The sequence below is a fragment of the Anaerostipes sp. 494a genome (genome assembly GCF_001940315.1).
Classification (GTDB): domain Bacteria; phylum Bacillota; class Clostridia; order Lachnospirales; family Lachnospiraceae; genus Anaerostipes; species Anaerostipes faecalis.
This window is the reverse complement of the sequence record NZ_MJIF01000001.1, coordinates 2,029,079-2,054,461: the sequence shown is the minus strand read 5'-3', so window position 1 is coordinate 2,054,461 and position 25,383 is coordinate 2,029,079. Positions and strand designations below refer to the sequence as shown.

The 25,383-nt window shown below is 36.4% G+C and carries 31 protein-coding genes; 8 read left to right on the top strand and 23 right to left on the bottom strand.

Annotated features, from left to right (window positions below; translation table 11 throughout):
* Positions 1-21 precede the first annotated feature (21 nt).
* Both hpf and trxB read right to left on the bottom strand, forming a co-directional pair.
* Complete coding sequence (gene hpf, locus BHF70_RS10400; protein WP_075760161.1) at positions 22-552, bottom strand: ribosome hibernation-promoting factor, HPF/YfiA family; 531 nt, start codon at positions 550-552, stop codon at positions 22-24.
* A gap of 355 nt (positions 553-907) precedes the next feature.
* Positions 908-1,828, bottom strand: a complete 921-nt coding sequence (gene trxB, locus BHF70_RS10395) for a thioredoxin-disulfide reductase (RefSeq protein ID WP_075760160.1) — start codon at positions 1,826-1,828, stop codon at positions 908-910.
* A gap of 123 nt (positions 1,829-1,951) precedes the next feature.
* Between trxB and BHF70_RS13045 the strand changes: the two genes are divergently transcribed.
* Together BHF70_RS13045 and BHF70_RS10385 are read left to right on the top strand one after the other, a co-directional pair.
* Positions 1,952-2,110 (top strand): ArsR family transcriptional regulator, encoded by a 159-nt coding sequence (locus BHF70_RS13045; RefSeq protein WP_143249386.1) that lies wholly within the window; start codon positions 1,952-1,954, stop codon positions 2,108-2,110.
* Positions 2,107-2,733, top strand: a complete 627-nt coding sequence (locus tag BHF70_RS10385) for an SdpI family protein (RefSeq protein WP_075760159.1) — start codon at positions 2,107-2,109, stop codon at positions 2,731-2,733. Before BHF70_RS13045 ends, BHF70_RS10385 begins: the two co-directional genes overlap by 4 nt.
* Positions 2,734-2,796: 63 nt before the next feature.
* Here the strand turns inward: BHF70_RS10385 and glgB are convergent, their stop codons facing one another.
* Positions 2,797-4,614 carry a 1,4-alpha-glucan branching protein GlgB gene (gene glgB / locus BHF70_RS10380; RefSeq protein WP_075760158.1) on the bottom strand — a complete coding sequence of 606 codons (1,818 nt, stop codon included), beginning with the start codon at positions 4,612-4,614 and terminating at the stop codon, positions 2,797-2,799.
* 158 nt (positions 4,615-4,772) lie between these two features.
* Between glgB and BHF70_RS10375 the strand changes: the two genes are divergently transcribed.
* Positions 4,773-5,342 carry a TetR/AcrR family transcriptional regulator gene (locus tag BHF70_RS10375; RefSeq protein ID WP_075760157.1) on the top strand — a complete coding sequence of 190 codons (570 nt, stop codon included), beginning with the start codon at positions 4,773-4,775 and terminating at the stop codon, positions 5,340-5,342.
* Here the strand turns inward: BHF70_RS10375 and BHF70_RS10370 are convergent.
* From BHF70_RS10370 to BHF70_RS10355, 4 genes are all read right to left on the bottom strand, one after another.
* Positions 5,334-5,975, bottom strand: coding sequence for a chloramphenicol acetyltransferase (locus BHF70_RS10370; protein WP_075760156.1), 642 nt, complete (start codon positions 5,973-5,975; stop codon positions 5,334-5,336). The genes BHF70_RS10375 and BHF70_RS10370 overlap by 9 nt on opposite strands.
* Positions 5,976-6,002: 27 nt before the next feature.
* Positions 6,003-6,878, bottom strand: coding sequence for a pyridoxamine kinase (locus tag BHF70_RS10365; RefSeq protein WP_075760155.1), 876 nt, complete (start codon positions 6,876-6,878; stop codon positions 6,003-6,005).
* A gap of 17 nt (positions 6,879-6,895) precedes the next feature.
* The gene (locus tag BHF70_RS10360; protein ID WP_075760154.1) at positions 6,896-7,822 is read right to left on the bottom strand and encodes a radical SAM protein; all 927 of its coding nucleotides are present in this window, start codon (positions 7,820-7,822) and stop codon (positions 6,896-6,898) included.
* Positions 7,823-7,935: 113 nt separating this feature from the next.
* Positions 7,936-9,099, bottom strand: coding sequence for an FprA family A-type flavoprotein (locus BHF70_RS10355; RefSeq protein WP_075760153.1), 1,164 nt, complete (start codon positions 9,097-9,099; stop codon positions 7,936-7,938).
* 228 nt (positions 9,100-9,327) lie between these two features.
* On the opposite strand from BHF70_RS10355, the gene BHF70_RS10350 reads away from it, so the two are divergent.
* Together BHF70_RS10350 and trpS are read left to right on the top strand one after the other, a co-directional pair.
* Complete coding sequence (locus tag BHF70_RS10350) at positions 9,328-10,281, top strand: L-lactate dehydrogenase (RefSeq protein ID WP_075760152.1); 954 nt, start codon at positions 9,328-9,330, stop codon at positions 10,279-10,281.
* Positions 10,282-10,418: 137 nt separating this feature from the next.
* Positions 10,419-11,480: a tryptophan--tRNA ligase gene (gene trpS / locus BHF70_RS10345; protein ID WP_075760151.1), complete on the top strand. Its 1,062-nt coding sequence runs from the start codon at positions 10,419-10,421 to the stop codon at positions 11,478-11,480.
* A gap of 95 nt (positions 11,481-11,575) precedes the next feature.
* Here the strand turns inward: trpS and BHF70_RS10340 are convergent, their stop codons facing one another.
* Positions 11,576-12,379: an SDR family NAD(P)-dependent oxidoreductase gene (locus BHF70_RS10340; protein WP_075760150.1), complete on the bottom strand. Its 804-nt coding sequence runs from the start codon at positions 12,377-12,379 to the stop codon at positions 11,576-11,578.
* A gap of 203 nt (positions 12,380-12,582) precedes the next feature.
* Here BHF70_RS10340 and BHF70_RS10335 point away from each other — a divergent pair, with 203 nt between their 5' ends.
* The 3 genes from BHF70_RS10335 to BHF70_RS10325 all read left to right on the top strand — a co-directional run bounded on the left by BHF70_RS10335 (position 12,583) and on the right by BHF70_RS10325 (position 15,151).
* Positions 12,583-13,428, top strand: a complete 846-nt coding sequence (locus tag BHF70_RS10335; RefSeq protein ID WP_075760149.1) for a patatin-like phospholipase family protein — start codon at positions 12,583-12,585, stop codon at positions 13,426-13,428.
* A gap of 211 nt (positions 13,429-13,639) precedes the next feature.
* Positions 13,640-14,368 (top strand): transposase, encoded by a 729-nt coding sequence (locus tag BHF70_RS10330; RefSeq protein WP_075760148.1) that lies wholly within the window; start codon positions 13,640-13,642, stop codon positions 14,366-14,368.
* A 162-nt stretch (positions 14,369-14,530) separates the two neighbouring features.
* Positions 14,531-15,151, top strand: coding sequence for a transposase (locus tag BHF70_RS10325; RefSeq protein WP_158024887.1), 621 nt, complete (start codon positions 14,531-14,533; stop codon positions 15,149-15,151).
* A 203-nt stretch (positions 15,152-15,354) separates the two neighbouring features.
* Here BHF70_RS10325 and rpsI read toward each other — a convergent pair whose 3' ends face one another.
* The 15 genes from rpsI to map form a co-directional block, all read right to left on the bottom strand.
* Positions 15,355-15,747 carry a 30S ribosomal protein S9 gene (gene rpsI, locus BHF70_RS10320; protein WP_075760146.1) on the bottom strand — a complete coding sequence of 131 codons (393 nt, stop codon included), beginning with the start codon at positions 15,745-15,747 and terminating at the stop codon, positions 15,355-15,357.
* A 19-nt stretch (positions 15,748-15,766) separates the two neighbouring features.
* Entirely contained in the window at positions 15,767-16,201 is a 435-nt protein-coding gene (gene rplM / locus BHF70_RS10315) for a 50S ribosomal protein L13 (protein ID WP_075760145.1), read from the bottom strand.
* Positions 16,202-16,381: 180 nt separating this feature from the next.
* Positions 16,382-17,311 (bottom strand): AEC family transporter, encoded by a 930-nt coding sequence (locus BHF70_RS10310; protein ID WP_075760144.1) that lies wholly within the window; start codon positions 17,309-17,311, stop codon positions 16,382-16,384.
* Between the two features lie 6 nt (positions 17,312-17,317).
* On the bottom strand, positions 17,318-18,070 hold the full coding sequence (gene truA / locus BHF70_RS10305) for a tRNA pseudouridine(38-40) synthase TruA (RefSeq protein ID WP_075760143.1): 753 nt from the start codon (positions 18,068-18,070) through the stop codon (positions 17,318-17,320).
* 3 nt (positions 18,071-18,073) lie between these two features.
* Positions 18,074-18,883 (bottom strand): energy-coupling factor transporter transmembrane component T family protein, encoded by an 810-nt coding sequence (locus BHF70_RS10300; protein ID WP_075760142.1) that lies wholly within the window; start codon positions 18,881-18,883, stop codon positions 18,074-18,076.
* Positions 18,876-19,739, bottom strand: coding sequence for an energy-coupling factor transporter ATPase (locus BHF70_RS10295; RefSeq protein WP_075760141.1), 864 nt, complete (start codon positions 19,737-19,739; stop codon positions 18,876-18,878). Before BHF70_RS10295 ends, BHF70_RS10300 begins: the two co-directional genes overlap by 8 nt.
* A complete protein-coding gene (locus BHF70_RS10290) occupies positions 19,724-20,575 on the bottom strand; it encodes an energy-coupling factor transporter ATPase (protein ID WP_075760140.1) in 852 nt (283 codons plus the stop codon). Before BHF70_RS10290 ends, BHF70_RS10295 begins: the two co-directional genes overlap by 16 nt.
* 270 nt (positions 20,576-20,845) lie before the next feature.
* Complete coding sequence (locus tag BHF70_RS10285; RefSeq protein WP_075760139.1) at positions 20,846-21,382, bottom strand: bL17 family ribosomal protein; 537 nt, start codon at positions 21,380-21,382, stop codon at positions 20,846-20,848.
* 65 nt (positions 21,383-21,447) lie between these two features.
* Positions 21,448-22,404 (bottom strand): DNA-directed RNA polymerase subunit alpha, encoded by a 957-nt coding sequence (locus BHF70_RS10280; RefSeq protein ID WP_075760138.1) that lies wholly within the window; start codon positions 22,402-22,404, stop codon positions 21,448-21,450.
* Between the two features lie 39 nt (positions 22,405-22,443).
* Positions 22,444-23,037, bottom strand: a complete 594-nt coding sequence (gene rpsD / locus BHF70_RS10275; protein WP_075760137.1) for a 30S ribosomal protein S4 — start codon at positions 23,035-23,037, stop codon at positions 22,444-22,446.
* A 17-nt stretch (positions 23,038-23,054) separates the two neighbouring features.
* Positions 23,055-23,447, bottom strand: coding sequence for a 30S ribosomal protein S11 (rpsK, locus tag BHF70_RS10270; RefSeq protein ID WP_075760136.1), 393 nt, complete (start codon positions 23,445-23,447; stop codon positions 23,055-23,057).
* A 111-nt stretch (positions 23,448-23,558) separates the two neighbouring features.
* Positions 23,559-23,927, bottom strand: coding sequence for a 30S ribosomal protein S13 (gene rpsM / locus BHF70_RS10265; RefSeq protein ID WP_075760135.1), 369 nt, complete (start codon positions 23,925-23,927; stop codon positions 23,559-23,561).
* Positions 23,928-24,210: 283 nt separating this feature from the next.
* The gene (gene rpmJ, locus BHF70_RS10260; protein WP_075760134.1) at positions 24,211-24,324 is read right to left on the bottom strand and encodes a 50S ribosomal protein L36; all 114 of its coding nucleotides are present in this window, start codon (positions 24,322-24,324) and stop codon (positions 24,211-24,213) included.
* A 69-nt stretch (positions 24,325-24,393) separates the two neighbouring features.
* Positions 24,394-24,612, bottom strand: a complete 219-nt coding sequence (infA, locus tag BHF70_RS10255; RefSeq protein ID WP_075760133.1) for a translation initiation factor IF-1 — start codon at positions 24,610-24,612, stop codon at positions 24,394-24,396.
* Positions 24,613-24,624: 12 nt separating this feature from the next.
* Complete coding sequence (map, locus tag BHF70_RS10250; protein ID WP_075760132.1) at positions 24,625-25,380, bottom strand: type I methionyl aminopeptidase; 756 nt, start codon at positions 25,378-25,380, stop codon at positions 24,625-24,627.
* Positions 25,381-25,383: the final 3 nt, after the last annotated feature.

Below are 25,383 nucleotides of genomic sequence, written 5' to 3'. Positions count from 1 at the left end.
GATCTCCTTTTATAAACTATCTTAAAATTCTGGTTCAATTAATCCGTATGTATTTCCCTTTCTCTTATACACAACATTAACTTCAAAGGTATCAGCATTGCGGAATACGAAGAAATCATGTCCTAAGAGTTCCATCTGAATGCAGGCTTCTTCCACATCCATTGGTTTGATCGCAAACTTCTTGCTTCGGATGATTCTGATTTCATCATCTTCTGCATCATCTTCCATCTCCATAAATTCCTGTCTGAAGCTGGTTCCCTCGTGCTTCTGATTCATCAGTCTTGTTTTATATCTGCGAATCTGACGTTCAATAACGTCTACAACCAGATCGATAGATACATACATATCTTCACTGTCTTCTTCTGCACGAATAATATGTCCTTTCATAGGAATGGTAACTTCTATCTTCTGTCTTCCCTTCTGAACACTAAGTGTTACATTAATAATCGTATCATCAACCAGATACTTATCAAGGCGTCCCAGTTTCTCTTCAACTGCTGCTTTGATTCCTTCCGTAACCTCAATGTTCTTTCCACTAATAATGAACTTCATGGCTCCCAACTCCTTTACTTTTTAATTGTAAATTTATTATAACATATAACATTTACGAATGAAACAAAATCTTTTTAGAAATACTACACAAAACATTTGTTTTGTTTTTATGTTTTTTAACAATCGTTTTTTGTCGATTACTGCCTGTGGATAATGTGGATAACTTTGTGGGTAACTAATTTTTGGCTTAAATATGCCATTTGTGTATGTGGATAACTTTGTGGGTATATTGTGACTTATTTTTTCAAAAAATACTTGCATTGGAAAATGTTATACATCTATCACAAATCGTAAAAAAACAGTTGCATTTTGATTTATTAGTCAGCAAAAATAATCTTGCTAAATTATCAGAAAATTATAATTTTTGAAGGTATCTCTCCACTGAAAGCACACAATTAGCTCCATCCGCAACTGCAGTCACCACTTGACGTAAGTTTTTCCGTCTTCCGTCCCCACCGACAAAAATTCCTGGAAGATTTGTAATTCCGTCTTCTCCTGCAATAATATATCCCTGCGAATCAGTCTCCAGTTGATTTTTCAGTAGATCTGATGCAGGCCTGGTTCCTACTGCAATAAAAATACCATCCACTTTTAAAACCTTATCCACACCGTTATTCACATCCTGGATGTGGATATTTTCTACCTTATTTTCTCCCTGAATTTCAGTTACCACCGTATTCCACAGTATTTCAATCTTATCATTGTTTTTCACCTGATCCCGAAGGATCTTTGCTCCACGCAATTCATCCCTTCTGTGAATCAGATACACTTTTTCGCATATACGGCTTAAAAATATTGCATCTTCCAGTGCCACATCTCCTCCACCAACAACTGCAGTCACTTTATTTCTGAAGAAAGCACCATCACAGGTTGCACAATAAGAAACTCCCATACCTGTCAGTTCTTTTTCTCCTGGAATATCAAGTGTACGATGGACAGCTCCTGTTGCCAGAATAATTGTTTTTGTTTTTATCATATTCCCATCTTTTAGATAAATTTCTTTTATCTTTCCCTCTGGTTTGATATCTGTGACTTCAGCTGTCATTGTCTCTACACCCAGATCTTTTGCATGGCCTGCAAATTTATCACTTAACTCCATTCCATTCGTTTTGGGAATTCCCGGATAATTATCAACTTCATAGGTCTGAATCACCTGACCGCCTGGTATATATTCTTTTTCAATAAGGACTGTATCAAGCATTGCTCTCTTTGCATAAATCGCAGCAGCCATTCCAGCAGGACCGGAACCAATGATCACCAAATCATAAATTTTCATTTTTTCAACTCCTTCTGATATTTTATTATCTTTCTAATTATTATTATCCTTTCCATATTTATTATTATACCAAACCTATACAATCTGCTGAATCCTTATTTGAAAAATAATATTTAGATTAACATGACAGGCGCAACCATCTCTCATCATTTAAGTATTTTAAAAAATGCCAACCTGATTACAGCAGAAAAAAAAGGAAAATATATTTATTATGAGTTAAATCTTTCTGTTCTGGAAGAAATCATAGGCTGGCTTCAGCAATTTAAGGAGGATTGTAAATGAAAATCAAAAACAAAAGAATTTTTATTATTTTTATTCTTTCACTAATAGTTTCCATTGTCTTCTTTTTTTATCTGCCGGATAAAATTCCCACTCACTGGAACATTTATGGCGAAATTGATCATTATGGCAGTAAGTTTACTATTTTTATGGAACCGGCACTTATTTTCATTCTCTGGATGTTTATGGATATACTCCGTAAAGCTGATCCAAAACGAAAAAACTATCAAAAATTTGAAAAAGAATATGAACATTTTAAATTGGTGATTTGCCTGTTAATGTTCGCGCTTCAGATTTTTACTATCGCTGTCACATTTGGTGTACCGATAAAAATTGATGTTGTTCTTCCGTTTATCATTGGATTTTTACTGGCTTATGTTGGTAATATGATGCCTAAGATAAAATTTAACTATTTTATGGGAATCAAAACACCATGGACTTTAAACAGTGAAGAAGTCTGGTTCAGAACTCACCGTTTCGCTGGGAAACTCTGGTTTATTGGCGGAATACTTGCTGCTTTATCTTCATTTCTTCCAGGTATTGGGAAAATGATTGTTTTCACATTGATTATTCTGATTATTTCCATTACTCCAATGGTATACTCCTGCATAATCTTTAAAAAATAATAGAGAGCAGCTGATATTTTACATCAGCTGCTCCTGATTTCCGTCTGCATGGAAGTGATTTTTTTAATTTCCTTTTTTCATTTCAAACATGATTCCACTATATTTAGGAAGAGTTATAGTCAGTTCTGTATCTGCTTCCTTCTCTGTCTTATAAATATCCTGTCCTTCTGCAGTAGAGCCTCCGTACTGGTTCCAGTCTGTATTTAATATAACCTGTTCCTTCCATAGTCCTGCAATAGTGACTTTATAGTCTTCCTGTACTTTATCAGAAAAATTAAAAACTGCTGCCACCATGGTATTTCCTTCTTTACGCCCAATGGCATAGATACAACGTTCTTCCTGATGACAATCCAGCCATAGGAAATTATTATGGTCATAATCCTTATGAAGAGCTTCACAATCCTGATAAATCTGGTTCAGCCGAATCATATATTGATGAAAAGCATCATGAGCAGGATATTTCAGTACCATCCAGTCCTGTTCCTGTTTTTCTGTCCATTCTCTTAACTGTCCAAATTCATTTCCCATAAAATTCAGTTTTTTTCCAGGATGCATTATCATATACATGTACATAGCACGTGCCTGTGGAAATTTGTCATCATAATTTCCATACATTTTCTGAAGAATTGTTGCCTTTCCATGAACTACCTCATCATGAGAATATTCCAGTAAATATTTTTCATTCCAGAAATATATCATGGAAAAAGTCAATTTGTGATAATCCCTCGTTCTGTATTCAGGCGATGTCTGAAAATACTCCAGGGTATCATGCATCCATCCAAGGTCCCATTTATAATCAAATCCAAGACCTCCTTCCTTTACAGGTTTCGTTATATCTGGATAAGATGTGGAGTCCTCAGCAATCAGCATTACATCCGGATGCCTTTCTTTTAATCCTTGATTCATATTTTTCAGGAACTCAATAGCAAGCTCATTGGTTCCCCTGTTTTCATTTCCCTGCCAGTATAATAAACGACTCACTGCATCCATGCGAATTCCATCTACATGATACTCTTCGATCCAGTAATTGGCTGCTGACTGAAGGAAACAGCGAACTTCTCTTCTAGAATGGATAAAGTTAAAACTTCCCCATTCACTTTCCCCCGTATCGTTATTATCATACTCATATAAAGCCGTGCCATCGTACTTTTGCAGGCCATAGCCATCAATAGCAAAGTGTACCGGTACAAAATCCATGATAACACCAATATCCGCCTGATGAAGCAAATCTACAAATTTCATCAGCTGCTGTGGAGTTCCATACCGTTTGGTAGGTGCAAAAAATCCTGTATTCTGATATCCCCAGGATCCATAGAACGGATGCTCAGATAAAGGCATTAATTCCACATGGGTATAATGATTTTCTTTTAGATATGGTACCAGCATTTCTCCTATCTGATCATAAGTATACCATCCGTTTTCTCCGTTCTCATCCACTTTTTCCATATCCATTTTCCATGATCCCATATGCATCTCATAGATATTTAATGGCTGGTTCTTCTGATCATTTCTCTTTCTAAGCCATTCTTCATCATGAAATTGATAGTTTTTCAATTCGTTGATAATTGTACATGCTCGTGGCGGCATTTCCATTTCACATCCATACGGATCACAATGCTCTGCCATATTACCATCCGGACCATAAATACGATATTTGTACATCTGTCCTTCTTTTGCCGTCCGAGAATACATGGAAAAGAAACCGCTTTGTTCATCCTGGGTAAGAAATTCTTCTGTCCACTGATTAAACTCTCCAATCACAGAAATCTTTGTGGCTCTCGGTGCATATGTAATAAATCTAATCCCATCTCCTTCTTTGTGGGCTCCAAAATATTTATATGCATCAAAGATTTTACCATCATAAAAATCCTGCCTGTTCATTAAGCCGTCCCCCTTTAACATACATCTGTTGTTTTTCATTCATATGTATATTATAATCAATGATAAAGAACAGAACAACCAACAAAGTTTTTGCCACTGACGGTTATCCGACATTTTAAAAATAAATTGTTTAATTAAAAAAATAAGGAGTTGATTGCATGAAAAACAAAAAAACTGATCGCCGTGTATTGCGAACAAAAAATTCATTAAAAAGAAATCTTCTGCTACTTCTAAAAGAACAACCTATACAAAAAATATCCGTTTCCCGCTTATGCGAAAAATCGGATATTAATCGTAGTACATTTTATACATATTATTCTGATCCTATGGATCTTCTTCGCTCAATTCAAGACGAAGTTTTCGAAAATCTGGAAGATACCATGATTCAATTTCAACGGGAAAATTCCATTGCCGAACTAATGACCTCTATTGTACACTGTCTTTCTGCCAACAAGGAACTGATACGTCTGATTTTCTCTGAACAGGGCAATCCTTCTTTTCTAGATGAGATTACCACCATGACTCAGGAAAAAACTATTTCCGGCTGGAAAAAGGTTTATCCACACCAGCCAGAATCAACTTTAATCGCGCTTCACACTTATGTTTCACGAGGCTGTATCGGTATCATTGCACAATGGATTGAAAATGACTTTCAGAAATCCGAAGAAGAAATCTCTCACCTTCTGGAAACCTTAGTTTCTATCACCTGCAGAGGTTTCTTAGATTAACAACTCATCCAGGATTTCCTGAAGCCTTTTAAATAGCATACTTGAATGATAGCCATCTGCTGCCGCATGTGAAATTGTCAAAGAAGCTGACAATTTCTTTCTACCCTTTTCTTCTATATATTTTCCAAATGTGATAATCGGGAACAGATTCGGCCTGCCTCCTGGCACCCATGTACTATATCCTGTAAAATCCATCCATGGAACACATGAAATACAAAAGAAATTAGGTGGCTGGTTTTCTTTTACCTTTGGTCCTTTACAATCTTTATATGTTTCCATATCATTTACTATATTTTCATAACATTTTCTAAAATCCTCATGAAAATAGGACCAGACATCAGAAAAAGTATGATCATCCTTATGGAAAATTGTAAAATTGGGATGTACAACATCCCAGTATCCTGGATTTCCTTTGGAATCTGTTCCCATACGGAACTCTTCCATCTCATTGATTGCTTTTCCAGCACAATAAATAAATGCCGGATAGAATTTCAAATGATTTCTTTTTACCTGCTGATACAGGTTAGTGACATCCAGACGAACAGTAATCGTATAACCACAGGTAAGGGTATCTGTGTAGTATTTATAATGTTCTTTTCTTGGCCATTTATTCTCATCGATCAATTGAAACATTTCTTTTTCCTCTTTTCTGTTACCAGTTTATTCCAGCATTTCATATCCGCCCAGTACTACCGGCATTTTTAACACATCAAGCACTCTTTCCAATAGGACACCTTCTCTATTTGGATAATCAAACCCATAACTTGCTTTAATCGCCTGTGTGATAAACTGAACACCTTTATCAAGGGCGATAGGCAGGCTGTCGCCATTCAGAAGACTTCCTATCATAACAGAAGTATATGCATCTCCTGTTCCCGGATAAAATGCCGGAATATACTTGCATCGTATTTTCCAGTAAGTATCACTATCCCTGTCAAAAGCAATGACGTTGGAATCTTTTTCTACTCCCTGATCCGGCACACTGGTAGCTACCACGATTTTCGGTCCCATATCTGATAACCGTCTGAGCCACACTTTCATTTCTTCATTATTGGTCTCTTCTTTATAGTCTTCCCCAAGCAACAGACTTACTTCCGTAAAATTAGGTGTAATAATATCTGCTTTGGCTACCAGTTTTTTCATCTCCCTTACATGGTCTTCTGTCATGGTAGAATAGAGATTTCCATTATCTCCCAGAACCGGATCTATAACAACAAGATTATCATCTGTACTGAAATCATCAATAAAATCTGATACAATCTGTATCTGTCGTTCAGATCCTAAAAATCCGGAATAAATACAATCAAAATCTATCTTAAGTTTTTTCCATTCTTCAATGTAAGCCTTCATATGTTCTGTAAAATCCACAAAACTAAAGGAATCAAATCCCCCTGTATGATTAGAAAGAATCGCTGTAGGCAATGGACATACCTGCACCCCCATTGTAGAAAGAATTGGAATGATTGTTGTCAGAGAAGCTCGTCCAAACCCTGATAAATCATGAATTGCTGCAACTCTTGGTACACTACGTTTCATAACAATGAACCTCCTTTTTACTGAAGACGAAATGTAAAGATTCCCTTATAATCAATAATGGCAATCTCCTTATCCTGTTTCATTCTTTCAAGCATTTCTTCTTTGTTTTCACAGTTTCTGCTGTCCAAAAAACCATTTAATTCAAACTGATTCATTGGATGTCTTCCTATAATAGATTTAACAGCTTCATAAGTATCTTCTATTTCACTAAAAAAGCTTCCGGAACTTAACATTTCAATAGAGATTCCTCCCAGCTTTTCCACAGCATACTGCATGTTCTCTTCTGATACTATATTAACTCCTTCTTCAGCAGGAGGGCGAACAGGAGTATTCAGATACAATCGGTCGTAATCTATCTGGCTAATCAGCTTTTGAAATTCTTTTATGGATTCTTTGTCATCATTTATTCCATCCACCAGCATAATTTCCAGCCATAACTCTCCCTGATATATTTTAGAAAATTCAACCAGTCCTTCAAATTCCTCATCAAACTTAATAGTTCCATACGGACGGTCGATTTTCTTTGCAATTTCCTGATTGTAAGCATCTAAAGAAGGAAGTACCATATCTGCATGACAAAGCTCTTCCCGCACCTGATGATCTGAAAGCAGTGAACCATTGGTAATCACCGCCACAGGCTTGTCTGTGAGCTCTTTTAATCCGCAAATCAGCTCACCAAGATTACTACATAAAGTAGGTTCTCCTTCTCCTACCACCGTTACAATATCAAACTTATCAGAATCTTTTAAATATGCTTTAAATTCATCTAAAATAGCTTCCGTTTTATAAAATTCCTGTCTCTGATTTGTCATTTTATTGGTACGTCCCAGCTGACAATAAATACAGGAATAATTGCAGGTTTTTTTTGGTAATGGACTGATTCCAAGGGATCTTCCAAGTCTTCTGGATGGAATCGGTCCAAAAACATAACGAAACTCTTCCATTTTCCTACCCTTTCTTTTTTCTTAATATTATAGCAGAAAAAATGAGATGTGCCTGATATTTTCTCATTCACATCTCATTTTATTATACTTAATAAAAAATCAAAATCATCTTATTATGCAAGAAGGTTATCAGCCAGTTCTTCCATTGCTTTTACAGTATCGTCATTCATTGTAGAACGAATTGTTACAACAGGATCTACAACTGTGATATTTTTCAGATTTTCTACAATTGCTTTCATATGTTTTGCAGCCATAGGTGCCCAGGATCCATTTTCCATAAATGCTACTGTACGCTTCTGATAATTCTTAGCTTTTAAGTGGTGTAAGAAATCTTCCATACATGGGAAAATTCCACCATCATATGTTGCTGCTGCAAGAACCAGTTTGTCATAGCGGAATGCATCTTCAATAACTTCTGCCATATCATCTCTGGATAAATCTGCAACTACCACTTTCTTAGCTCCTTTTTCTTCCAGGATAGCAGCAAATTTCTTAGCTGCTTCTGCTGTATTTCCATGGATTGATGCATATGCAACCAGAATTCCTTCATTTTCAGGTTCATATTTGCTCCATGTATCATACAGTCCGATATAATATCCAAGATTTTCTTTCAGGATTGGTCCATGAAGAGGACAGATCATCTGAATATCCAATGTTGCAGCTTTCTTAAGCAGAGCCTGTACCTGTACACCATATTTTCCACAAATATTGAAATAATAGCGTCTGGCTTCACAAGCCCAGTCTTCTTCCACATCCAGTGCTCCGAATTTTCCAAATCCATCTGCTGCAAACAGAATCTTTTCAGACTGTTCGTAAGCAACCATAACTTCTGGCCAATGCACCATAGGTGCCATAAAGAACTGTAATGTATGTACACCAAGTGATAAAGTATCTCCCTCTTTTACTGTCACTGTACGATCTGTTAAATCAAAAGTAAAGAATTGAGGAATCATGTTAAATGTCTTGGCATTTCCCACAATCTTAGCTTCCGGATATTTTTCAGCCAGTACCTGAAGGCTTGCTGCATGGTCTGGTTCCATATGAGAAACAACAATATAGTCTACTGTACGTCCGTCCAGTGCCTTTTCAAGATTATCCAGCCATTCATCTGTTTTTCTTTTATCTACGGTATCCATAACTGTAACTTTTTCATCCAAAATGACATAAGAGTTATAGGAAACTCCATTAGGAACAATATACTGACTTTCGAACAGGTCAATATCATGATCATTCACACCAATGTATTTAATTTCATCTGTAATTACAATATCTTTCATTAGTTATTCCTCCAAAATTAAAATATTTATATCTTCTATTGTACCAACTATAACACATTTTTAAATCATAAACTAGTTGTAATTATTATTGTTTTCTATACAATCTTTTTTTATCATGAACCTTTCCTGATAAAAATATATTTATGATATCCTCATGTAACAGTTGCCTTCTTTCTGTTTAAAAGGTAGAATGACAGATACAAGAAATATCGACTGGAGGTTTTTAGCATGATTAAAAAAAGAAAAGTAGCAATTATTGGTGTTGGACATGTAGGAGCTCATTGTGCATATGCACTTGCTCTTCGCGGACTGGTAGATGAACTGGTTCTGGTAGATAAGAATGAGCAGAAAGTTAAGAGTGAACGTCAGGATTTGATGGATGCTATCGCTTACTGTCCACATAAGGTTAATGTATCTATCTCTGACTATGGTGATCTTGGGGATTGTGATATTATCGTAAATTCCCTTGGAAAAATAACATTATTGGAAGCAACTCATGACCGTGTGGCTGAATTAAATTTTACAATTAAAGAAACTACGGAAATGGTTCCTAAAGTTATCGCAAGTGGTTTTCATGGAATCTTTATCAATATTACAAATCCTTGTGACATTATCACTTCACAGATTGCAAAAATATCTGACCTCCCAAAAGGACATGTGTTTGGAACGGGAACCGGTCTTGATACATCTCGTCTGTTATCTGCATTATCTCAGCAAACCGGCATTGACCACAAATCAATCACTGCCTATATGCTTGGTGAACACGGAAATGCCATTATGGTTCCTATGTCTCAGATTTCCTTCCATGGAAAAGCATTATCCTCTTTGCAGCATGATAAAAGATTCCAGTTTGATGCCAAAGAACTGAAAAAACGCGTAATCGACGGTGCATGGCTGACCTATGAAGGAAAAAAATGTACAGAATACGGTATTTGCTCAACATTGGCGAGATGTGTAGAAGCAGTTTTACATGATGAAAAAACAATCCTGCCTGTCAGTGCTCCGCTTAATGGCGAATATGGACAAAATAATATCTTTGTTGGAGTTCCGGCTATCATTGGTTCCAATGGTGTTGAAGAAATTATCGAGCTGGATCTGACTCCACAGGAACAAGAAGAATTTAAAGCATGTTGTGATGGCGTCAGATTCAATAAAAAATTAAATGATATGGTCATAGAATGATGGAATAAAGCTATTCATTGTTTCCAATATTGACGGAAGTTGTCAGTCACGATATAATTTAATATTAGAAAGAAAGGGTATTCCCTTTAACGGATGAAATCAATTTATAATTATATTTTAAAAGGAGTTTACACATTATGAAAAATGTGATTTTAACAGGTGACCGGCCAACCGGACGCCTTCATGTAGGACACTACGTAGGTTCTTTGAAAGAACGTGTCAGACTGCAGAATTCTGGAAATTTTGATGAAATTTATATTATGATCGCAGATGCTCAGGCATTGACTGATAATGCAGAAAATCCGGAAAAAGTACGTCAGAATATTATTCAGGTTGCACTTGATTATCTTGCAAGCGGGCTTGATCCGGACAAATCAACGATTTTTATTCAGTCCATGGTTCCTGAATTAACAGAATTATCATTCTACTATATGAATCTGGTAACAGTTTCCCGTGTTCAGCGTAACCCGACAGTTAAAGCTGAAATTCAGCAGAGAAACTTTGAAGCCAGCATTCCTGTAGGCTTTTTCTGTTATCCAATCAGTCAGGCGGCAGATATCACTGCTTTCCGTGCTACTGCTGTTCCAGTTGGAGAAGATCAGCTTCCTATGCTTGAGCAGTGTAAGGAAATTGTTCATAAATTCAATACTGTTTATGGTGAAACTTTAACTGATCCTGAGATTATCTTACCTAAAAATCAGGCATGTCTGCGTTTGCCGGGAATTGATGGAAAAGCAAAGATGAGCAAATCCCTTGGAAACTGTATTTATCTTTCTGATGAACCAGAAGATATAAAGAAGAAGGTTATGTCTATGTTTACCGATCCTAACCATCTCCGTGTTCAGGATCCTGGAAAAGTTGAAGGAAACCCTGTATTCATTTATCTTGACGCATTTTGCCGTCCAGAGTATTTTGATGAATTTTTACCTGACTATAAGAATCTGGATGAATTAAAGGCTCATTATTCACGCGGAGGTCTTGGAGATGTAAAAGTTAAAAAATTCCTTAACAATGTACTTCAGGCAGAATTGGAACCAATCCGTGAACGCAGAAAAATGTGGGAAAAAAGAATTCCTGATGTGTATGACATCTTAAAACAGGGAAGTGAAGTGGCACAGGCCAAAGCTGCCCAGACACTTCATGATGTTCGTTCTGCTATGAAGATTAACTATTTTGAAGATGTAGACCTTTGGAAATAATTGATATGTAAATGAAGCAGGAGGAATTTCTCAATGAAGAGAAATTCCTCCTTTTATATTTCTGATTCCTACTATCTTTTGGCGCCTATCAGATTCTACCATGTACGAGAATTTAATTCCCTAAACTGAGCAACTGTGGAAACATGCGAATTCAGACCACCATCTACATTAATAATCTGTCCACTTACATAACTGCTTTCATCAGAGCCAAGATATACGCACATATGTCCTATATCTTCTGGACATCCATAACGATCTACCATAATATTACTTAAGAAAATATCTTTCAGTGCCTGAGGTACACGTTCTTCATTTTCTGGTGTTACGATCAAACCTGGACGCACACAGTTACAACGGATTTTCTGTTTTCCATACTGAAGTGCCGTTGACTGTGTCAGCATATCCACACCTGCCTTGGCACAGGCATAAGCTGTAGAACCCAGATCTCCTCCACAGGAAGCCATAGAACCAATATTAATAATAGAGCCTCCGGTTTCATTTTCCTTCATATATGGAAGGACACATTTTGTGGCATAAAAAGTACCACGTACATCACTCTGGAAGACACTGTCCCACATCTCCAGACTAAGTTCATCCACACGACCATCCTTCAGACCTACATTGGCTGCATTATTTACCAGAATATCAATCTTCCCGTACTTCTTTGCTGTATCTGCAAAAAGTTCTTCAATACTTTCTGTAACGGTAATATCCATAAAATGATAAGTTGCTTCTCCGCCTTCTTTTAGAATACTATCCACAACAGCCTGACCTTTTTCTTTTCTTCGTCCACAAATCACTACCTTAGCTCCTTCCGAAGCATACAATCTGGCAATCCCGACACCAATTCCACTGGTAGATCCTGTAACAACAGCAACTTTGTCTTTTAATCTGTCCATACTCGAAGTCCTCCTTATTTAAATTTTTTCTTTTTATAAATTTTAGCACAATTTTGTGTATACATACATAAAAAAATATATATCTATGCCACCATTGCATATTTCTTGACATTACTATTCTAAACCAGTATGATATTGCAGACGCATTTTTGAATATGCAGCAGTCGTGATGTGTTAAATTATAAAAAGAATGGAGAAAAAGAATGAAAACAGGATTGGTTTTAGAAGGCGGTGCCATGCGTGGAATGTATACTGCAGGTGTATTGGACATTTTTCTGGATCACCATATTCTTGTAGATTGTGCTGTCGGTGTTTCCGCCGGGGCATTATTTGGCGTAAATTACTTATCCGGTCAAAAAGGCAGGGTAATTCGCTACAGCAAACGTTTTAATCCGGATAAAAATTATCTGGGAATTCTTCCTTTGTTGAATGAAGGCAATATTGTCAGCACAAAATATGCTTATGAGGAAGTTCCTCGCAAACTGGATCCTTTTGACGATGAAAGCTATAAAAAATCCGGAATACCTTTTTATGCTGTCGCAACAAATATAGAAACAGCAAATCCAGAATACATGCAAATCAAAAGTGTATTCACTCAGATGGATATGTTGCGTGCCTCCGGTTCCATGCCATTTGTATCCCAGCCTGTAGAAATTAACGGTCAAAAATATCTTGACGGAGCAATTAGTGACAGTATTCCTTTTGAATGGCTTTTAAACCAGGGATGTGAAAAACTGATTGTAGTCCTCACCCGCGATATAAATTATCGTAAAAAGCCAATGTCTCCTGCTCTTATAAAACTTTACGCTCGGAAATATCCCCAGATTGCAAAAAGATTACTGGAACGACATACTTTATACAATCACTCTGTAGAAAAACTTTTGCAACTGGAAAAAGCGGAAAAAGCATTTGTCATCAGGCCATCAAAGCCCATTGAAATTGGACGCATCGAGAAGAATCCAGCCAAATTGCAGAAAGTCTATGAGCTTGGTCTATCAGATGCAAACACAAATCTTATGAAACTACAGGATTTTCTTCGCCAATTATAAATTTGCCATAGAAAAAACCCCGGAAATATAACATCCAATGGCATTAAGTTAAGAAATCTCACATCACACTAAAATGTGGTGTGGGATTTTTTTGTAAAAAGTATTGACAAAGGGCTAAAAAAATGCGGCCGATTTAGCTACTGATAATTTTTAGAGGTAGCTAAAGCGGCCCTTGTAATTAGATAAATATCTTTTACAAGGAGGAAATCGCATGAATTATAAACCACAAGATGCTAAAAACATTCTACTCAGTATTATTAATCGACAGAAAGAAAATTTGACTGGACTCGTAGTCAACCCCCAAAAAGATTTTTCTCGAAATCGAAAGATTCCATATGAGAAGATGATGCTTTCACTTTTGACAATGGAGGGTGCTTCATTAACAAGTGAACTTTTACGCCAGTTTGGTTGCGATATGAGTATTGCTACTTCATCAGCATTTGTTCAACAAAGAAAGAAAATACTTCCCGAAGCATTTGAAAAGCTCTTTTTTGATTTTTCCAAAGAGACAGAACACACGGTTAATTTTAAAGGTCATCGATTACTTGCTGTAGATGGGACTGATATTCAAATCGCAACAAATCTAAGTGATACGGATTCTCTTATTCAAACAAGAGAAGGCGTCAAACCGTATAATCTGCTTCATTTAAATGCAATATACGATGTAATGGCGCATACCTATAAAGACGCTGTTGTATTCAAGAAAAGGATAGAAAATGAGAACAAAGCTCTTGTAAAAATGGTGGATCGTTCTTCATTGTCTGGAAATATCATTATTATTGCAGACCGAGGGTATGAAGCCTATAACAACATGGCACATATTCAAGAAAAAGGATGGAAATATCTAATAAGAATAAAAGATTTTCAGAATTATTCATCTGGGATTTTACATGGTTTGGAACTTCCTGACGAAGATGAATTTGATGAATATATCAGATGAGGGATGACTCCCGCCTCTGTAGGCGGTGAGCAACAATTATGTATCAGTGGCGGGTTTCAATCCCCCATCTGATATACGCTCCGCGAGGATGCGCAGGAATTCGGATTGGAAGTATGTCTGCTATGCAGACCCGAATTCCGCGCCAAGACTCGCAAGCGAGTCTTGAAAGATTTGAAACTTACCAGAAAACAGACGAATGAAGTAAAGGAATTACTCAAAGATAAAAATCACTATCGACGAATAGCCCATGGAAAGCCATTTGATTACTTGCCTGAAACAAGCAAGAAAGCTGATGAAACGGTGTTTTATGAATTGCCATTCCGAGTGGTTCGATTTCCGATTACGGATGATACCTATGAGGTTGTTGTGACAAATCTAGATAAAGAGGAGTTTCCGCCAGAAACTTTAAAGCAGCTTTATGGTATGCGCTGGGGAATAGAAACATCTTTTAGGGATTTGAAATATACAATAGGATTATTACATTTTCACTCAAAAAAAGAGGAATACATACTCCAAGAAATCTTTGCTCGACTTACGATGTACAACTTTTCTGAACTGATTACCTCGCACGTAATCTTAGAAAAGAGAAATAGAAAACATACTTACAAAGTGAATTTTTCTGTTGCCACACATATTTGTCGAGAATTTCTATTAGGAAAATGTATTCCGTCTAATATTGAAGCAATAATTGCAAGATATATAACGCCTATTCGCCCTGGGCGTTCAAGACCACGAGATATACGGATCAAACAAGCAATCAGCTTCATGTATAGAGTAGCATAATCTCTTATAAAAATATACCTTTTCAGCAAGGAAATCATCCTTGCTTATTTGGCGTGTCAAAAATCATCTATCTCTCATTTGCACAGTAAAAGAAAAGAGAAGTTTGCAGTTCTTACACTACAAACTTCTCTTAAACCCACACTAACTTAATGCCATTGAATATAACATCTCCGAGGTTTTCATATATTTTCTCTGTAAAAATATTATCTCTTGCTGAACTGTGGTGCACGACGTGCTTTTCTGAGACCTGGTTTCTTTCTTTCTTTCATTCTTGGATCTCTTGTTAAGAATCCTGCTTTTTTCAAAGTTGAACGGTATTCTCCGTCTACCTGTAATAAAGCTCTGGAAATACCATGACGGATTGCTCCAGCCTGTCCTGTGAATCCACCACCATGAACGTTTACTAATACATCATATTTATCAAGTGTGTCTGTAGCAACTAATGGCTGACGTACAACTACTTTTAATGTTTCTAATCCTAAATATTCATCAATATCTCTTTTATTGATTGTGATTTTTCCTGTTCCAGGTACTAAATATACTCTAGCAACACTGCTTTTTCTTCTACCAGTTCCGTAATATTTTGCTGTAGCCACTTCTTCGTCCTCCTTCTAATTAATACTTAATCTCTAATGCTTTTGGCTGCTGAGCCTGATTTTTGTGCTCTGGGCCTGCATATACGTGAAGTTTCTTAATCATCTGTCTTCCTAAAGGACCTTTTGGAAGCATTCCTTTTACTGCAAGATAGATTACGTCTTCAGGTTTCTTAGCTAATTTTTCTTTTAATGTCTGTTCTTTCATTCCACCTACATAGTCTGAATGATGGTAGTAAATTTTCTGGTCTAATTTTTTACCAGTTACTTTGATCTTATCAGCATTTACTACGATTACATTATCACCTGTGTCAATATGTGGTGTATATGTTGGTTTATTTTTTCCTCTTAAGATTTTAGCGATTTCTGATGATAAACGTCCTAATGTATGTCCTGTAGCATCAACTACATACCATTCTCTTTCAATTGTTGATGGGCTGGCCATAAAACTTTTCATGGTGTTCCTCCTTAAAATATTTCAATCATTGTGTCTATATTAAAATACTCCCACCGGGGCTTTGGGGTAGTATTCTCTCACGTGTCACAGTTTTATATTATATAACACACCCTCGGGTGTGTCAATAGTCAAATCGACCAAATTTTCTCTGTTTTTTGCTATCTGCACGCATTTTACCGATTATATCAGATAGGTCACAAGTGGTAGTGTAATCAATGATAAAATCGTGGTCAATGCAACCCCTCTGCTGCAGATAGAACTGTCCAATCCATAGTCTTCCGCCATAATAACCGGCATACTACCATTGGGCATCCCAAGCATCAGTACCATAACGCCTGTAACAACCGGATCCAGATGAAAATTTTTATGGATCAGTGCAACTACGGCAGGTATAACTAGCATTTTCCAAAAGGTGAATTCATATAATTTCTTGTCCATAAATACTTCTTTCAAATTACTCCTTGCCAGAGAAATTCCTGTCACGATCATAGATAATGGTACTGCTGCATTTCCCAGATATGTAATGCAGTTTACGATTATTCCATGAACTGGTATCGGTACAAGAAATAAAAATAATGCAATCAGACAGGATATCATTCCTGGATTAAACATTTTTTTTAATTGAAAATGAAACTCTTCACTTTTATTTTTGGCTTTTTCAAATACATATACTCCATAAGAATAAAACAAGATATTATATACCATCATATACATTGCCACATAAAAAGTCGCTTCCTGTCCATATACTGCCTGTATCAATGGTATACCCATAAATCCAAGATTGGAAAAAATCAGCATAATGGAATAAATAGTTCGATTCTTCTCCTCAATCTTCAGCATTCGCACAATCAAAGGACTAATTGCAATCAAAAGAACAAACATTAAAATTGCAAGCACTGAATCTACCATTACAAGCTCCGCTGCAGGCCGGCTCTTGGTCCCGATAACTGTCATGATAATTAATGGTGGATTGAATACATTTACAATCAATCCTGAAATCTGACTGGATCCTTCATCTGTTACCCATTTTTTCTTGTATGCAATATATCCTATAAGTATAAAACCAAAAAGTACAATAAGTTTTTGGAATATAATAATACTATTTTCCATTATTATTTAATTATCCTTCTCTTCCATATATTCTATTCCTATTAGCGTCAGTCCTTTTGCTGGAAGTTTTGGCCCTACAGCTACTCTTTCTTCGCTGGAAAGTATTTCCCTGATCCATTCCGGGTCCTTTCTGCCACGACCTACTTCCAGTATGGTTCCTGCCATTAATCGCACCATATTATATAAAAATCCGCTTCCTGTAACCCTCATAGTAATGTATTTACCCTGTTGAGTTACTTTACAGTCATATATTTCTCTTACATAAGATGTAACTTGTGCTTTGCTGCTGCACATGCTAATAAAACAGTGCTCTCCTTTAAAATAACCTGCCGCTTCATTCATCTTCTCCACATCAAGAGGTACATACACAAAATGATGATGGCGTCTTGTAACCGGATTGTCATAGTGTGCATGGTAAAAGGTGTATTCATAGGTTTTTCTAGTATCCTGATGACGCGGATGAAAATCCAATGGCACTTCTTTTGAAGATTGGATGATAATATCTTCAGGAAGTCTTGCATTTAATGCCTTTGCCATACGTTCTCCTGGTATTTTGCTTTCTGTGTCAAATACTGCCACATTTCCAAGAGCATGAACACCAGAATCGGTTCTGCTTGCACCTATTACTTTAATTTCTTCCCCAAGAAGTTCTGATAAAGTCTGATTTAACACAGCTTCGATGGTAATGTCATTTGGCTGAATCTGCCAGCCATAATAATTTGTCCCATCATAGGCGACTTCTAATTTTATACGTTTCATGATCTATCTCCATGGACTGCAAAATGATAAATAAATCATTACAGCCAAAAATACCAACAAAATCAGATAACCAATTTTATCTCTGGTTTCATATCTCAATGGTTTCATTTTTGTTCTTCCCTGTCCACCGTGATAACACCGGGATTCCATAGCCAGTGCCAGATCATTGGCTCTGCGAACAGCGGCTACAATTAAAGGTACAACAATCGGCACCATACTTTTTACTCGCTTTAAAAGTCCTCCAGATTCAAAATCAATTCCTCTGGCTGTCTGTGCCTTCATGATTTTATCCAGTTCTTCTGTAAGAATCGGAATAAATCTTAAAGCAATGGACATCATCATTGCAATTTCATGGACAGGAATCTTTAATGCATTAAGAAATCCCAGGGATTTATCCAGCCCATCTGTCAATTCATTTGGCGTTGTAGTAAAGGTAAGCAATGAAGTTCCCATTATCAGCATAATCAGACGACTTCCCAGATAAACTGCCATTCTAAGGCCTTCTTTGCTAATACTGATAAACCCCACTTGAAAAATCGGCTTTCCCGGAATGAAAAGCATGTTGATTCCCACAGAAAAAACTAAAATAACCGCTACAGATTTCAATCCTCTTATAATAAAAGACACCGGTACTGTTGATAATCCTATCATTATCAACAAAAAGCCCAGTGACATTACATAATTCACTGGTGATTTATGCAAAAAAAGCGTAATTACATATATCAGTGTCCCAAATAATTTTACTCTCGGGTCCAGCCTGTGTAAAACTGAATCTGATCTATAATATTGTCCAATGGTAATATCTTTAAGCATCTTCTGATTTCCTTCTTAATACTTTCAAAATTTCATCTTTTGCTTCTTGTAATGTTAAAATATCCTTTTTTACAGGAAAACCGTGGTCATTTAAATCTTTTGCCAGATAAGTGAAAAATGGTACTGACAGTCCTATTTTTTCCAGATCCTTCTGATGAGAAAATACTTCTCTTTTATTCCCATCAAACAATACAGATCCCTGATTCATTACAATCATTCTATCCACATATGATGCTACATCTTCCATACTATGGGATACTAAAATAATAGAAATACCTTTTGTTTCATGAAGGTTTTTTAACAGATTAAGAATCTGATCCCTTCCGATTGGATCAAGTCCTGCTGTAGGTTCATCTAATATAAAATATTCTGGTTCCATAGCCAGAATTCCAGCAATAGCTACACGTCGTTTCTGTCCCCCAGACAACTGAAAAGGAGATTTTGAAAATAGTTCTTCTTTTATACCCACATCAAAAAGCGCTTTTCTGGCAATCTCCTCTGCTTCTTCTCTGGACTTTCCAAAATTCATTGGCCCAAAGCAAACATCATCTAAGATTGTAACTTCAAAGAGCTGGTGTTCTGGATATTGAAAACAGATTCCAACCTTTCCTCTCAGTCCTCTCAGATCAAAATCCTTATCAAAAATATCCTGACCATTAAAAAATATTTTTCCATTTGTCGGTCGAACTAATCCATTGAGGTGCTGTATAAGAGTTGATTTTCCAGAACCTGTATGCCCTACAATACCAATAAATTCTCCTTCATGAATCTCTAAGTTTACATCCTTCAATGCATAATTCTTATTCTGGGAATTATCTTCATAAATATAATCCACATGTTCTAAATCAATTGACATAATTCCTCCACAAGTTCTTCTCTGGTCGTTATGGTATCTGACAATGGTACTCCCTCTTTTCGAAGTTCATAGGAAAGCTCCGTGGCATACGGAACTTCCAGACCTAGTTCTTTCATTTTCTCCACATGAGGAAACACTTCCTTAGGTGTACCATCCATCGCTATTTTTCCATGATCCATTACAATAATTCGATTTGCAAAAAGTACCTCTTCCATATGATGTGTTACCATGATAATGGTGATATTTTTTTCCTGATTCAATTCCTTTACTAAGGATAGCACATGTTCTCTTCCCTTCGGATCCAGCATTGCTGTAGGCTCATCTAATATAATGCATTCCGGTTCCATTGCCATAATTCCTGCAATGGCAACTCTTTGCTTCTGTCCACCAGATAAATGATTGGGACTGGCTTCCTTATAAGCTGTCATTCCAACGCCTTCCAATGCTCTTGTTACACGCTTCCATATATCTTCTACAGACGCTCCCATATTTTCCGGACCAAATGCTACATCCTCTTCCACAATAGTCCCAACAATCTGATTATCGGGATTTTGAAATACGATACCTGCACTTTGCCGGATTTTCAGCAGATTTTTTCTGTCTTTTGTATCCATTCCTTTTACATATACAATTCCACTGGTTGGCATAAGCAGACCATTGATATGTTTTGCCAAAGATGATTTTCCAGAGCCATTCTTTCCAAGAATAGCTATAAATTCTCCCTTTTCCACTGAAATATCTATATCATCAATGGCTGTGATTTCCAGATTTTCCTCTTCTGTATCTCCGACGGTTATATATTTGTGTACTAGGTTTTTAATCTGTAAAATTGACATGTTTTTCTCCTTAACTCATTGTTTCCTATTATACAAAAAAGAATCTTCCTTGGCAAGATTCTTCATAATAAATGAAACAAGGTCTTTTCATGGAAGAACAACGCGTAGCATTTATTATTACATAGGAAATTCAAAGAAATTTCCTATGTAATAATAAAAGGGTATCTTAGTGTTTACTAAAATACCCTTAATGTTGTGTTGTCGATTTGGAATTATTTATTTATCCACAGCCTTTCGGCTTGGATTTGCTTAGTATTTAATATAGATTCACTATACTAATTCAAGTAATACTTCTAATGCTCCATCACCTTTACGCTGAGCGATCTTAACGATTCTTGTATATCCACCATTGCGATCTGCATATTTTGGTGCATACTCATCAAATAATTTCTGAGTTAAGTCTACTTTTTTAGTATTAGCTTTTTTACCAGCTGCTTCTGTAGGAACTTCAGTTACAGGATATAATACCTTTAACATCTGTCTTCTTGCATGTAAGCGGGATGGCATATCTTTTTTGATTTCTTTCTGAACTGTTTCATAAACAGTTACTTTCTTACCATCTACAACTTCTTTTACACGTTTTCCATCAGCATCTTTTTTTGCAACTTTTGCGTCAACAGTAACTGTTTCAAAGTTGTCTTTTTCTTTTACAGCTAAAGCAATGAGCTTTTCAGCTACTTTGCGGATTTCTTTTGCTTTTGCTTCTGTTGTAACGATCTTTCCATGATGTAAAAGATTTGTTACTTCAGCACGAATCAGTGCTTTTCTCTGGGAAGAAGTTCTTCCTAATTTTCTATACATTGCCATTTTATTGACCTCCTGTGTTTTTTCGCCTTGCCTACTTCTTCCTTCAGCCTAGGCGGGTCTGGTTACTATTCGTCTCCTGAACTTAAAGATAATCCAAGTTCATTTAATTTTGCTAAAACTTCTTCTAATGATTTACGTCCAAGGTTACGAACTTTCATCATATCTTCTGAAGTCTTATTTGTTAATTCTTCTACTGTATTGATACCAGCTCTCTTTAAGCAGTTGTATGAACGAACAGATAATTCTAATTCATCAATGCTCATTTCAAGAACTTTTTCTTTCTCATCATCTTCTTTTTCAACCATAACTTCTGCAGTCTTGGCATTCTCAGATAAATCAACGAATAAGTTCAAATGCTCGCATAATACTTTTGCTGCTAAGCTGACAGATTCATCTGGTGTAAGAGTTCCATTTGTAAATACATCTAATGTCAGTTTATCATAATCTGTAATCTGACCCACACGTGTATTTTCTACTTTTAAGTTTACTCTCTCAACCGGTGTGTAAATTGCATCTACAGCAATTTCATCAATAGCTTTTCCTTCTTTATCTGCCTTGTCAGCACCAACATATCCACGGCCTTTCGTAATTGTAAGTTCCATATCCAGTTTACTGCTTTCATCGCTTAATGTTGCAATGACCAAATCCGGATTTAAAATTTCAATATCACTATCAGCCTTAATATCTCCTGCTGTTACAACACCCTGTCCTGAGAACTCAATATAAGCCTGTTTTGGTTCCATGGATGAGCTGTTGTTCTTAATCGCCAGAGATTTGATGTTCATAATAATTTCAGGTACATCTTCCTTTACTCCTGGAATAGAACTGAATTCATGCAGAACACCTTTCATCTTTACAGAACTTACTGCTGCTCCCGGTAAGGAAGAAAGCATGATACGTCTTAAGGAATTCCCAAGAGTTGTACCATAACCTCTTTCCAAAGGTTCTACAACAAAACGTCCAAAACGATTATCTTCTGAAATCTCACTAATTTCAATATTTGGTTTTTCAAATTCAAACATATGGGCCCTCCTTTTGGCTTAAGATTGACTTGAGGGTTATTATTTAGAATATAATTCGACGATCAGTGTTTCATTAACTGGTACATCGATTTCTTCTCTTGTAGGGAGTTCTTTTACAGTTCCTGTAAAGTTATCATGATCAGCTTCTAACCATGATGGAACCATTCTACCATCAGTAACTTCTAAGATTTCTTTATATCTTGGAGAATTTCTATGTTTTTCTTTGATTTCGATCACATCACCAACTTTTACCTGGTAAGATGGAATATTAACCTGTTTTCCGTTTACCAGTACATGTTTGTGGTCAACAATCTGTCTACATTCTTTTCTTGTTCTTCCATATCCTAAACGGAACATAACATTGTCAAGACGCAGCTCTAATAAAGTCATAAGGTTTGTACCTGTCTGACCTTTCATTCTTTCAGCTCTAGCATAGTAGTTTCTGAAAGGTTTTTCTAATACACCATAGATGAATTTAGCTTTCTGCTTTTCGCAAAGCTGAAGACCATATTCACTTTTTTTTCTGTTTGCTCTATTTAAAGATCTATTTGATTTTTTATCAATTCCTAAAAAGACTGGATCTAAACCTAAGGATCTGCATCTCTTTAAGACTGGAGTTCTATCAATTGCCATCTTTTATATCCTCCTAATTAAACTCTTCTGCGTTTTGGTGGGCGACATCCATTATGTGGAACAGGTGTTACGTCACGAATGCTAGTAACTTCTAATCCAGCTGCTGATAAAGCACGAATAGCAGCTTCTCTTCCTGAACCAGGACCTTTTACCATTACGTCTACTGTTTTTAATCCATGCACTAATGCTGCTTTTGTAGCAGTTTCTGCAGCCATCTGAGCTGCATATGGTGTAGATTTTTTAGATCCTCTGAATCCTAATCCACCTGCACTTGCCCAAGAAAGAGCATTTCCCTGTGCATCTGTTAATGTAACAATTGTATTATTAAAAGATGACTGAATATGTGCCTGTCCGTGCTGTACATTCTTCTTTACACGTTTTTTCGCACTTTTCTTTGTAACTTTAGCCATAATTACGTATACCTTTCTTTCTTCATTTCATTTCAATAAGGTTTTCATCAATCAAGAAGTCTTATGTCTCCCAGACTGTACATGCAGCCGGGTGTATCACAAAACGATACCTTATTTCTTCTTATTTGCTACTGTTTTCTTAGGACCTTTACGTGTTCTTGCATTAGTTTTTGTTTTCTGTCCACGGCAAGGTAATCCCTGTCTATGACGTTTTCCTCTGTAGCATCCAATTTCTTTTAATCTCTTAATGTTAAGAGCGATTTCTCTTCTTAAATCACCTTCTACAACCTGTGTTTCGTTGATAACTGCGCTCAGTCTCTTAACTTCATCATCAGTTAAATCACGAACACGTGTATCAGGATCTACGTTAGCTTCTGCCAAAATACGTTTTGCGCTGGAAAGACCGATTCCATAAATATAAGTAAGACCAATCTCTACACGCTTTTCTCTTGGTAAATCAACACCTGAAATACGAGCCATGTTTTTTCTTCCTCCAAAAATAAATAATAACATTGTCGAATTAAGGGCAATCCATATATCCGCGTACGGTGAAATGACATATATGTCTCTTCCTTAATTATCTTTTCTATCTATATAAATAATCAGTATGAGTGTACCTGTCCTCATACTGCAGCCGCCAAATTTAATGTGTGTGTATTATTACACAGCACAAAAACACCAAGTGCACTGTTTAACAGTTTACCGGTGAATGCACAGTCAAACAAGGACCTCTGCATTTTATCTAGATTCATAAAACTGCAGACTATCCCTGTCTCTGTTTGTGTTTTGGATTTTCACAGATTACTCTGATAGATCCTTTTCTTTTAATAACCTTGCATTTTTCGCAAATTGGTTTTACAGATGCTCTAACCTTCACTTGAATTCTCCTTTCAAAAAACGTTCGTACACGATTATACCATCATAATTTTTATTTTTCAAGAGTTTTTTACTTATCTCTCCAAATAATTCTTCCTTTTGTTAAATCATATGGAGATAAAGCTAATGTTACTTTGTCCCCTGGTAAAATTTTAATGTAGTTCATACGAAGTTTTCCACTGATATGTGCAAGAACTACATGTCCACCTTCGATTTCAACTTTAAACATTGCATTTGGTAATTTTTCTAATACGATTCCTTCAATTTCAATTGCCTCTGATTTTGCCATTTTTTCATCCTCCTATTCAGACAACGTCAATATTTCATACCCATCTTCTGTAATTGCGATGGTATTTTCATAATGTGCGGATAAGCTTTCGTCTTCCGTAACAACAGTCCAGTCATCATCCATCCAGGCCACTTCAAATGTTCCCTCATTTACCATTGGCTCGATGGCTAATGTCATTCCTGGTCTTAATTTAATTCCCCTTCTTCTTTCTTTGAAGTTTGGAATCTGTGGGTCTTCATGAAGATGAGTTCCGATTCCATGTCCCACCAGATCTCTTACAACAGAATATCCATTGCTTTCGACATGTTTTTGAATAGCCTCTGAAATATCAAACAAATGATTTCCAGGCTTTGCAAATTTCATTCCTTCAAAAAAGCTTTCTTTTGTTACTCTGATCAGACGAGCGGCTTCTTCTGAAATATTTCCCACACCATAGGTTCTTGCCGCATCTGAATGATATCCTTCATAGATCAATCCGGCATCAAGACTTACAATATCTCCATCCTGTAAAATCCTGTCTGCTCTTGGTATTCCATGGACCACTTCATCATTCACTGATACACAGATTGATGCCGGGTAACCATTATAATTCAGAAAGTTTGGAATACATCCATAGGAGCGAATAGCTTTTTCACCAAACTGATCAATCTCTAATGTAGAAATCCCTGGCCGAATAATCTCAGCCAGCTGATTATGTACATCTTCAAGGATTTTCCCTGCTTCTCTCATTAATGCAATTTCTTTTTTAGATTTTATTGTGACTGCCATATT

Bases quoted from the DNA above. Each gene is read 5' to 3' on its own strand.
- hpf (WP_075760161.1), bottom strand. From the start codon at position 552: ATGAAGTTCATTATTAGTGGAAAGAACATTGAGGTTACGGAAGGAATC.
- trxB (WP_075760160.1), bottom strand. From the start codon at position 1,828: ATGAAAATTTATGATTTGGTGATCATTGGTTCCGGTCCTGCTGGAATG.
- BHF70_RS13045 (WP_143249386.1), top strand. From the start codon at position 1,952: ATGACAGGCGCAACCATCTCTCATCATTTAAGTATTTTAAAAAATGCC.
- BHF70_RS10385 (WP_075760159.1), top strand. From the start codon at position 2,107: ATGAAAATCAAAAACAAAAGAATTTTTATTATTTTTATTCTTTCACTA.
- glgB (WP_075760158.1), bottom strand. From the start codon at position 4,614: ATGAACAGGCAGGATTTTTATGATGGTAAAATCTTTGATGCATATAAA.
- BHF70_RS10375 (WP_075760157.1), top strand. From the start codon at position 4,773: ATGAAAAACAAAAAAACTGATCGCCGTGTATTGCGAACAAAAAATTCA.
- BHF70_RS10370 (WP_075760156.1), bottom strand. From the start codon at position 5,975: ATGTTTCAATTGATCGATGAGAATAAATGGCCAAGAAAAGAACATTAT.
- BHF70_RS10365 (WP_075760155.1), bottom strand. From the start codon at position 6,878: ATGAAACGTAGTGTACCAAGAGTTGCAGCAATTCATGATTTATCAGGG.
- BHF70_RS10360 (WP_075760154.1), bottom strand. From the start codon at position 7,822: ATGGAAGAGTTTCGTTATGTTTTTGGACCGATTCCATCCAGAAGACTT.
- BHF70_RS10355 (WP_075760153.1), bottom strand. From the start codon at position 9,099: ATGAAAGATATTGTAATTACAGATGAAATTAAATACATTGGTGTGAAT.
- BHF70_RS10350 (WP_075760152.1), top strand. From the start codon at position 9,328: ATGATTAAAAAAAGAAAAGTAGCAATTATTGGTGTTGGACATGTAGGA.
- trpS (WP_075760151.1), top strand. From the start codon at position 10,419: ATGAAAAATGTGATTTTAACAGGTGACCGGCCAACCGGACGCCTTCAT.
- BHF70_RS10340 (WP_075760150.1), bottom strand. From the start codon at position 12,379: ATGGACAGATTAAAAGACAAAGTTGCTGTTGTTACAGGATCTACCAGT.
- BHF70_RS10335 (WP_075760149.1), top strand. From the start codon at position 12,583: ATGAAAACAGGATTGGTTTTAGAAGGCGGTGCCATGCGTGGAATGTAT.
- BHF70_RS10330 (WP_075760148.1), top strand. From the start codon at position 13,640: ATGAATTATAAACCACAAGATGCTAAAAACATTCTACTCAGTATTATT.
- rplM (WP_075760145.1), bottom strand. From the start codon at position 16,201: ATGAAAAGTTTTATGGCCAGCCCATCAACAATTGAAAGAGAATGGTAT.
- BHF70_RS10310 (WP_075760144.1), bottom strand. From the start codon at position 17,311: ATGGAAAATAGTATTATTATATTCCAAAAACTTATTGTACTTTTTGGT.
- truA (WP_075760143.1), bottom strand. From the start codon at position 18,070: ATGAAACGTATAAAATTAGAAGTCGCCTATGATGGGACAAATTATTAT.
- BHF70_RS10300 (WP_075760142.1), bottom strand. From the start codon at position 18,883: ATGCTTAAAGATATTACCATTGGACAATATTATAGATCAGATTCAGTT.
- BHF70_RS10295 (WP_075760141.1), bottom strand. From the start codon at position 19,739: ATGTCAATTGATTTAGAACATGTGGATTATATTTATGAAGATAATTCC.
- BHF70_RS10290 (WP_075760140.1), bottom strand. From the start codon at position 20,575: ATGTCAATTTTACAGATTAAAAACCTAGTACACAAATATATAACCGTC.
- BHF70_RS10285 (WP_075760139.1), bottom strand. From the start codon at position 21,382: ATGGCAATGTATAGAAAATTAGGAAGAACTTCTTCCCAGAGAAAAGCA.
- BHF70_RS10280 (WP_075760138.1), bottom strand. From the start codon at position 22,404: ATGTTTGAATTTGAAAAACCAAATATTGAAATTAGTGAGATTTCAGAA.
- rpsD (WP_075760137.1), bottom strand. From the start codon at position 23,037: ATGGCAATTGATAGAACTCCAGTCTTAAAGAGATGCAGATCCTTAGGT.
- rpsK (WP_075760136.1), bottom strand. From the start codon at position 23,447: ATGGCTAAAGTTACAAAGAAAAGTGCGAAAAAACGTGTAAAGAAGAAT.
- rpsM (WP_075760135.1), bottom strand. From the start codon at position 23,927: ATGGCTCGTATTTCAGGTGTTGATTTACCAAGAGAAAAGCGTGTAGAG.
- infA (WP_075760133.1), bottom strand. From the start codon at position 24,612: ATGGCAAAATCAGAGGCAATTGAAATTGAAGGAATCGTATTAGAAAAA.
- map (WP_075760132.1), bottom strand. From the start codon at position 25,380: ATGGCAGTCACAATAAAATCTAAAAAAGAAATTGCATTAATGAGAGAA.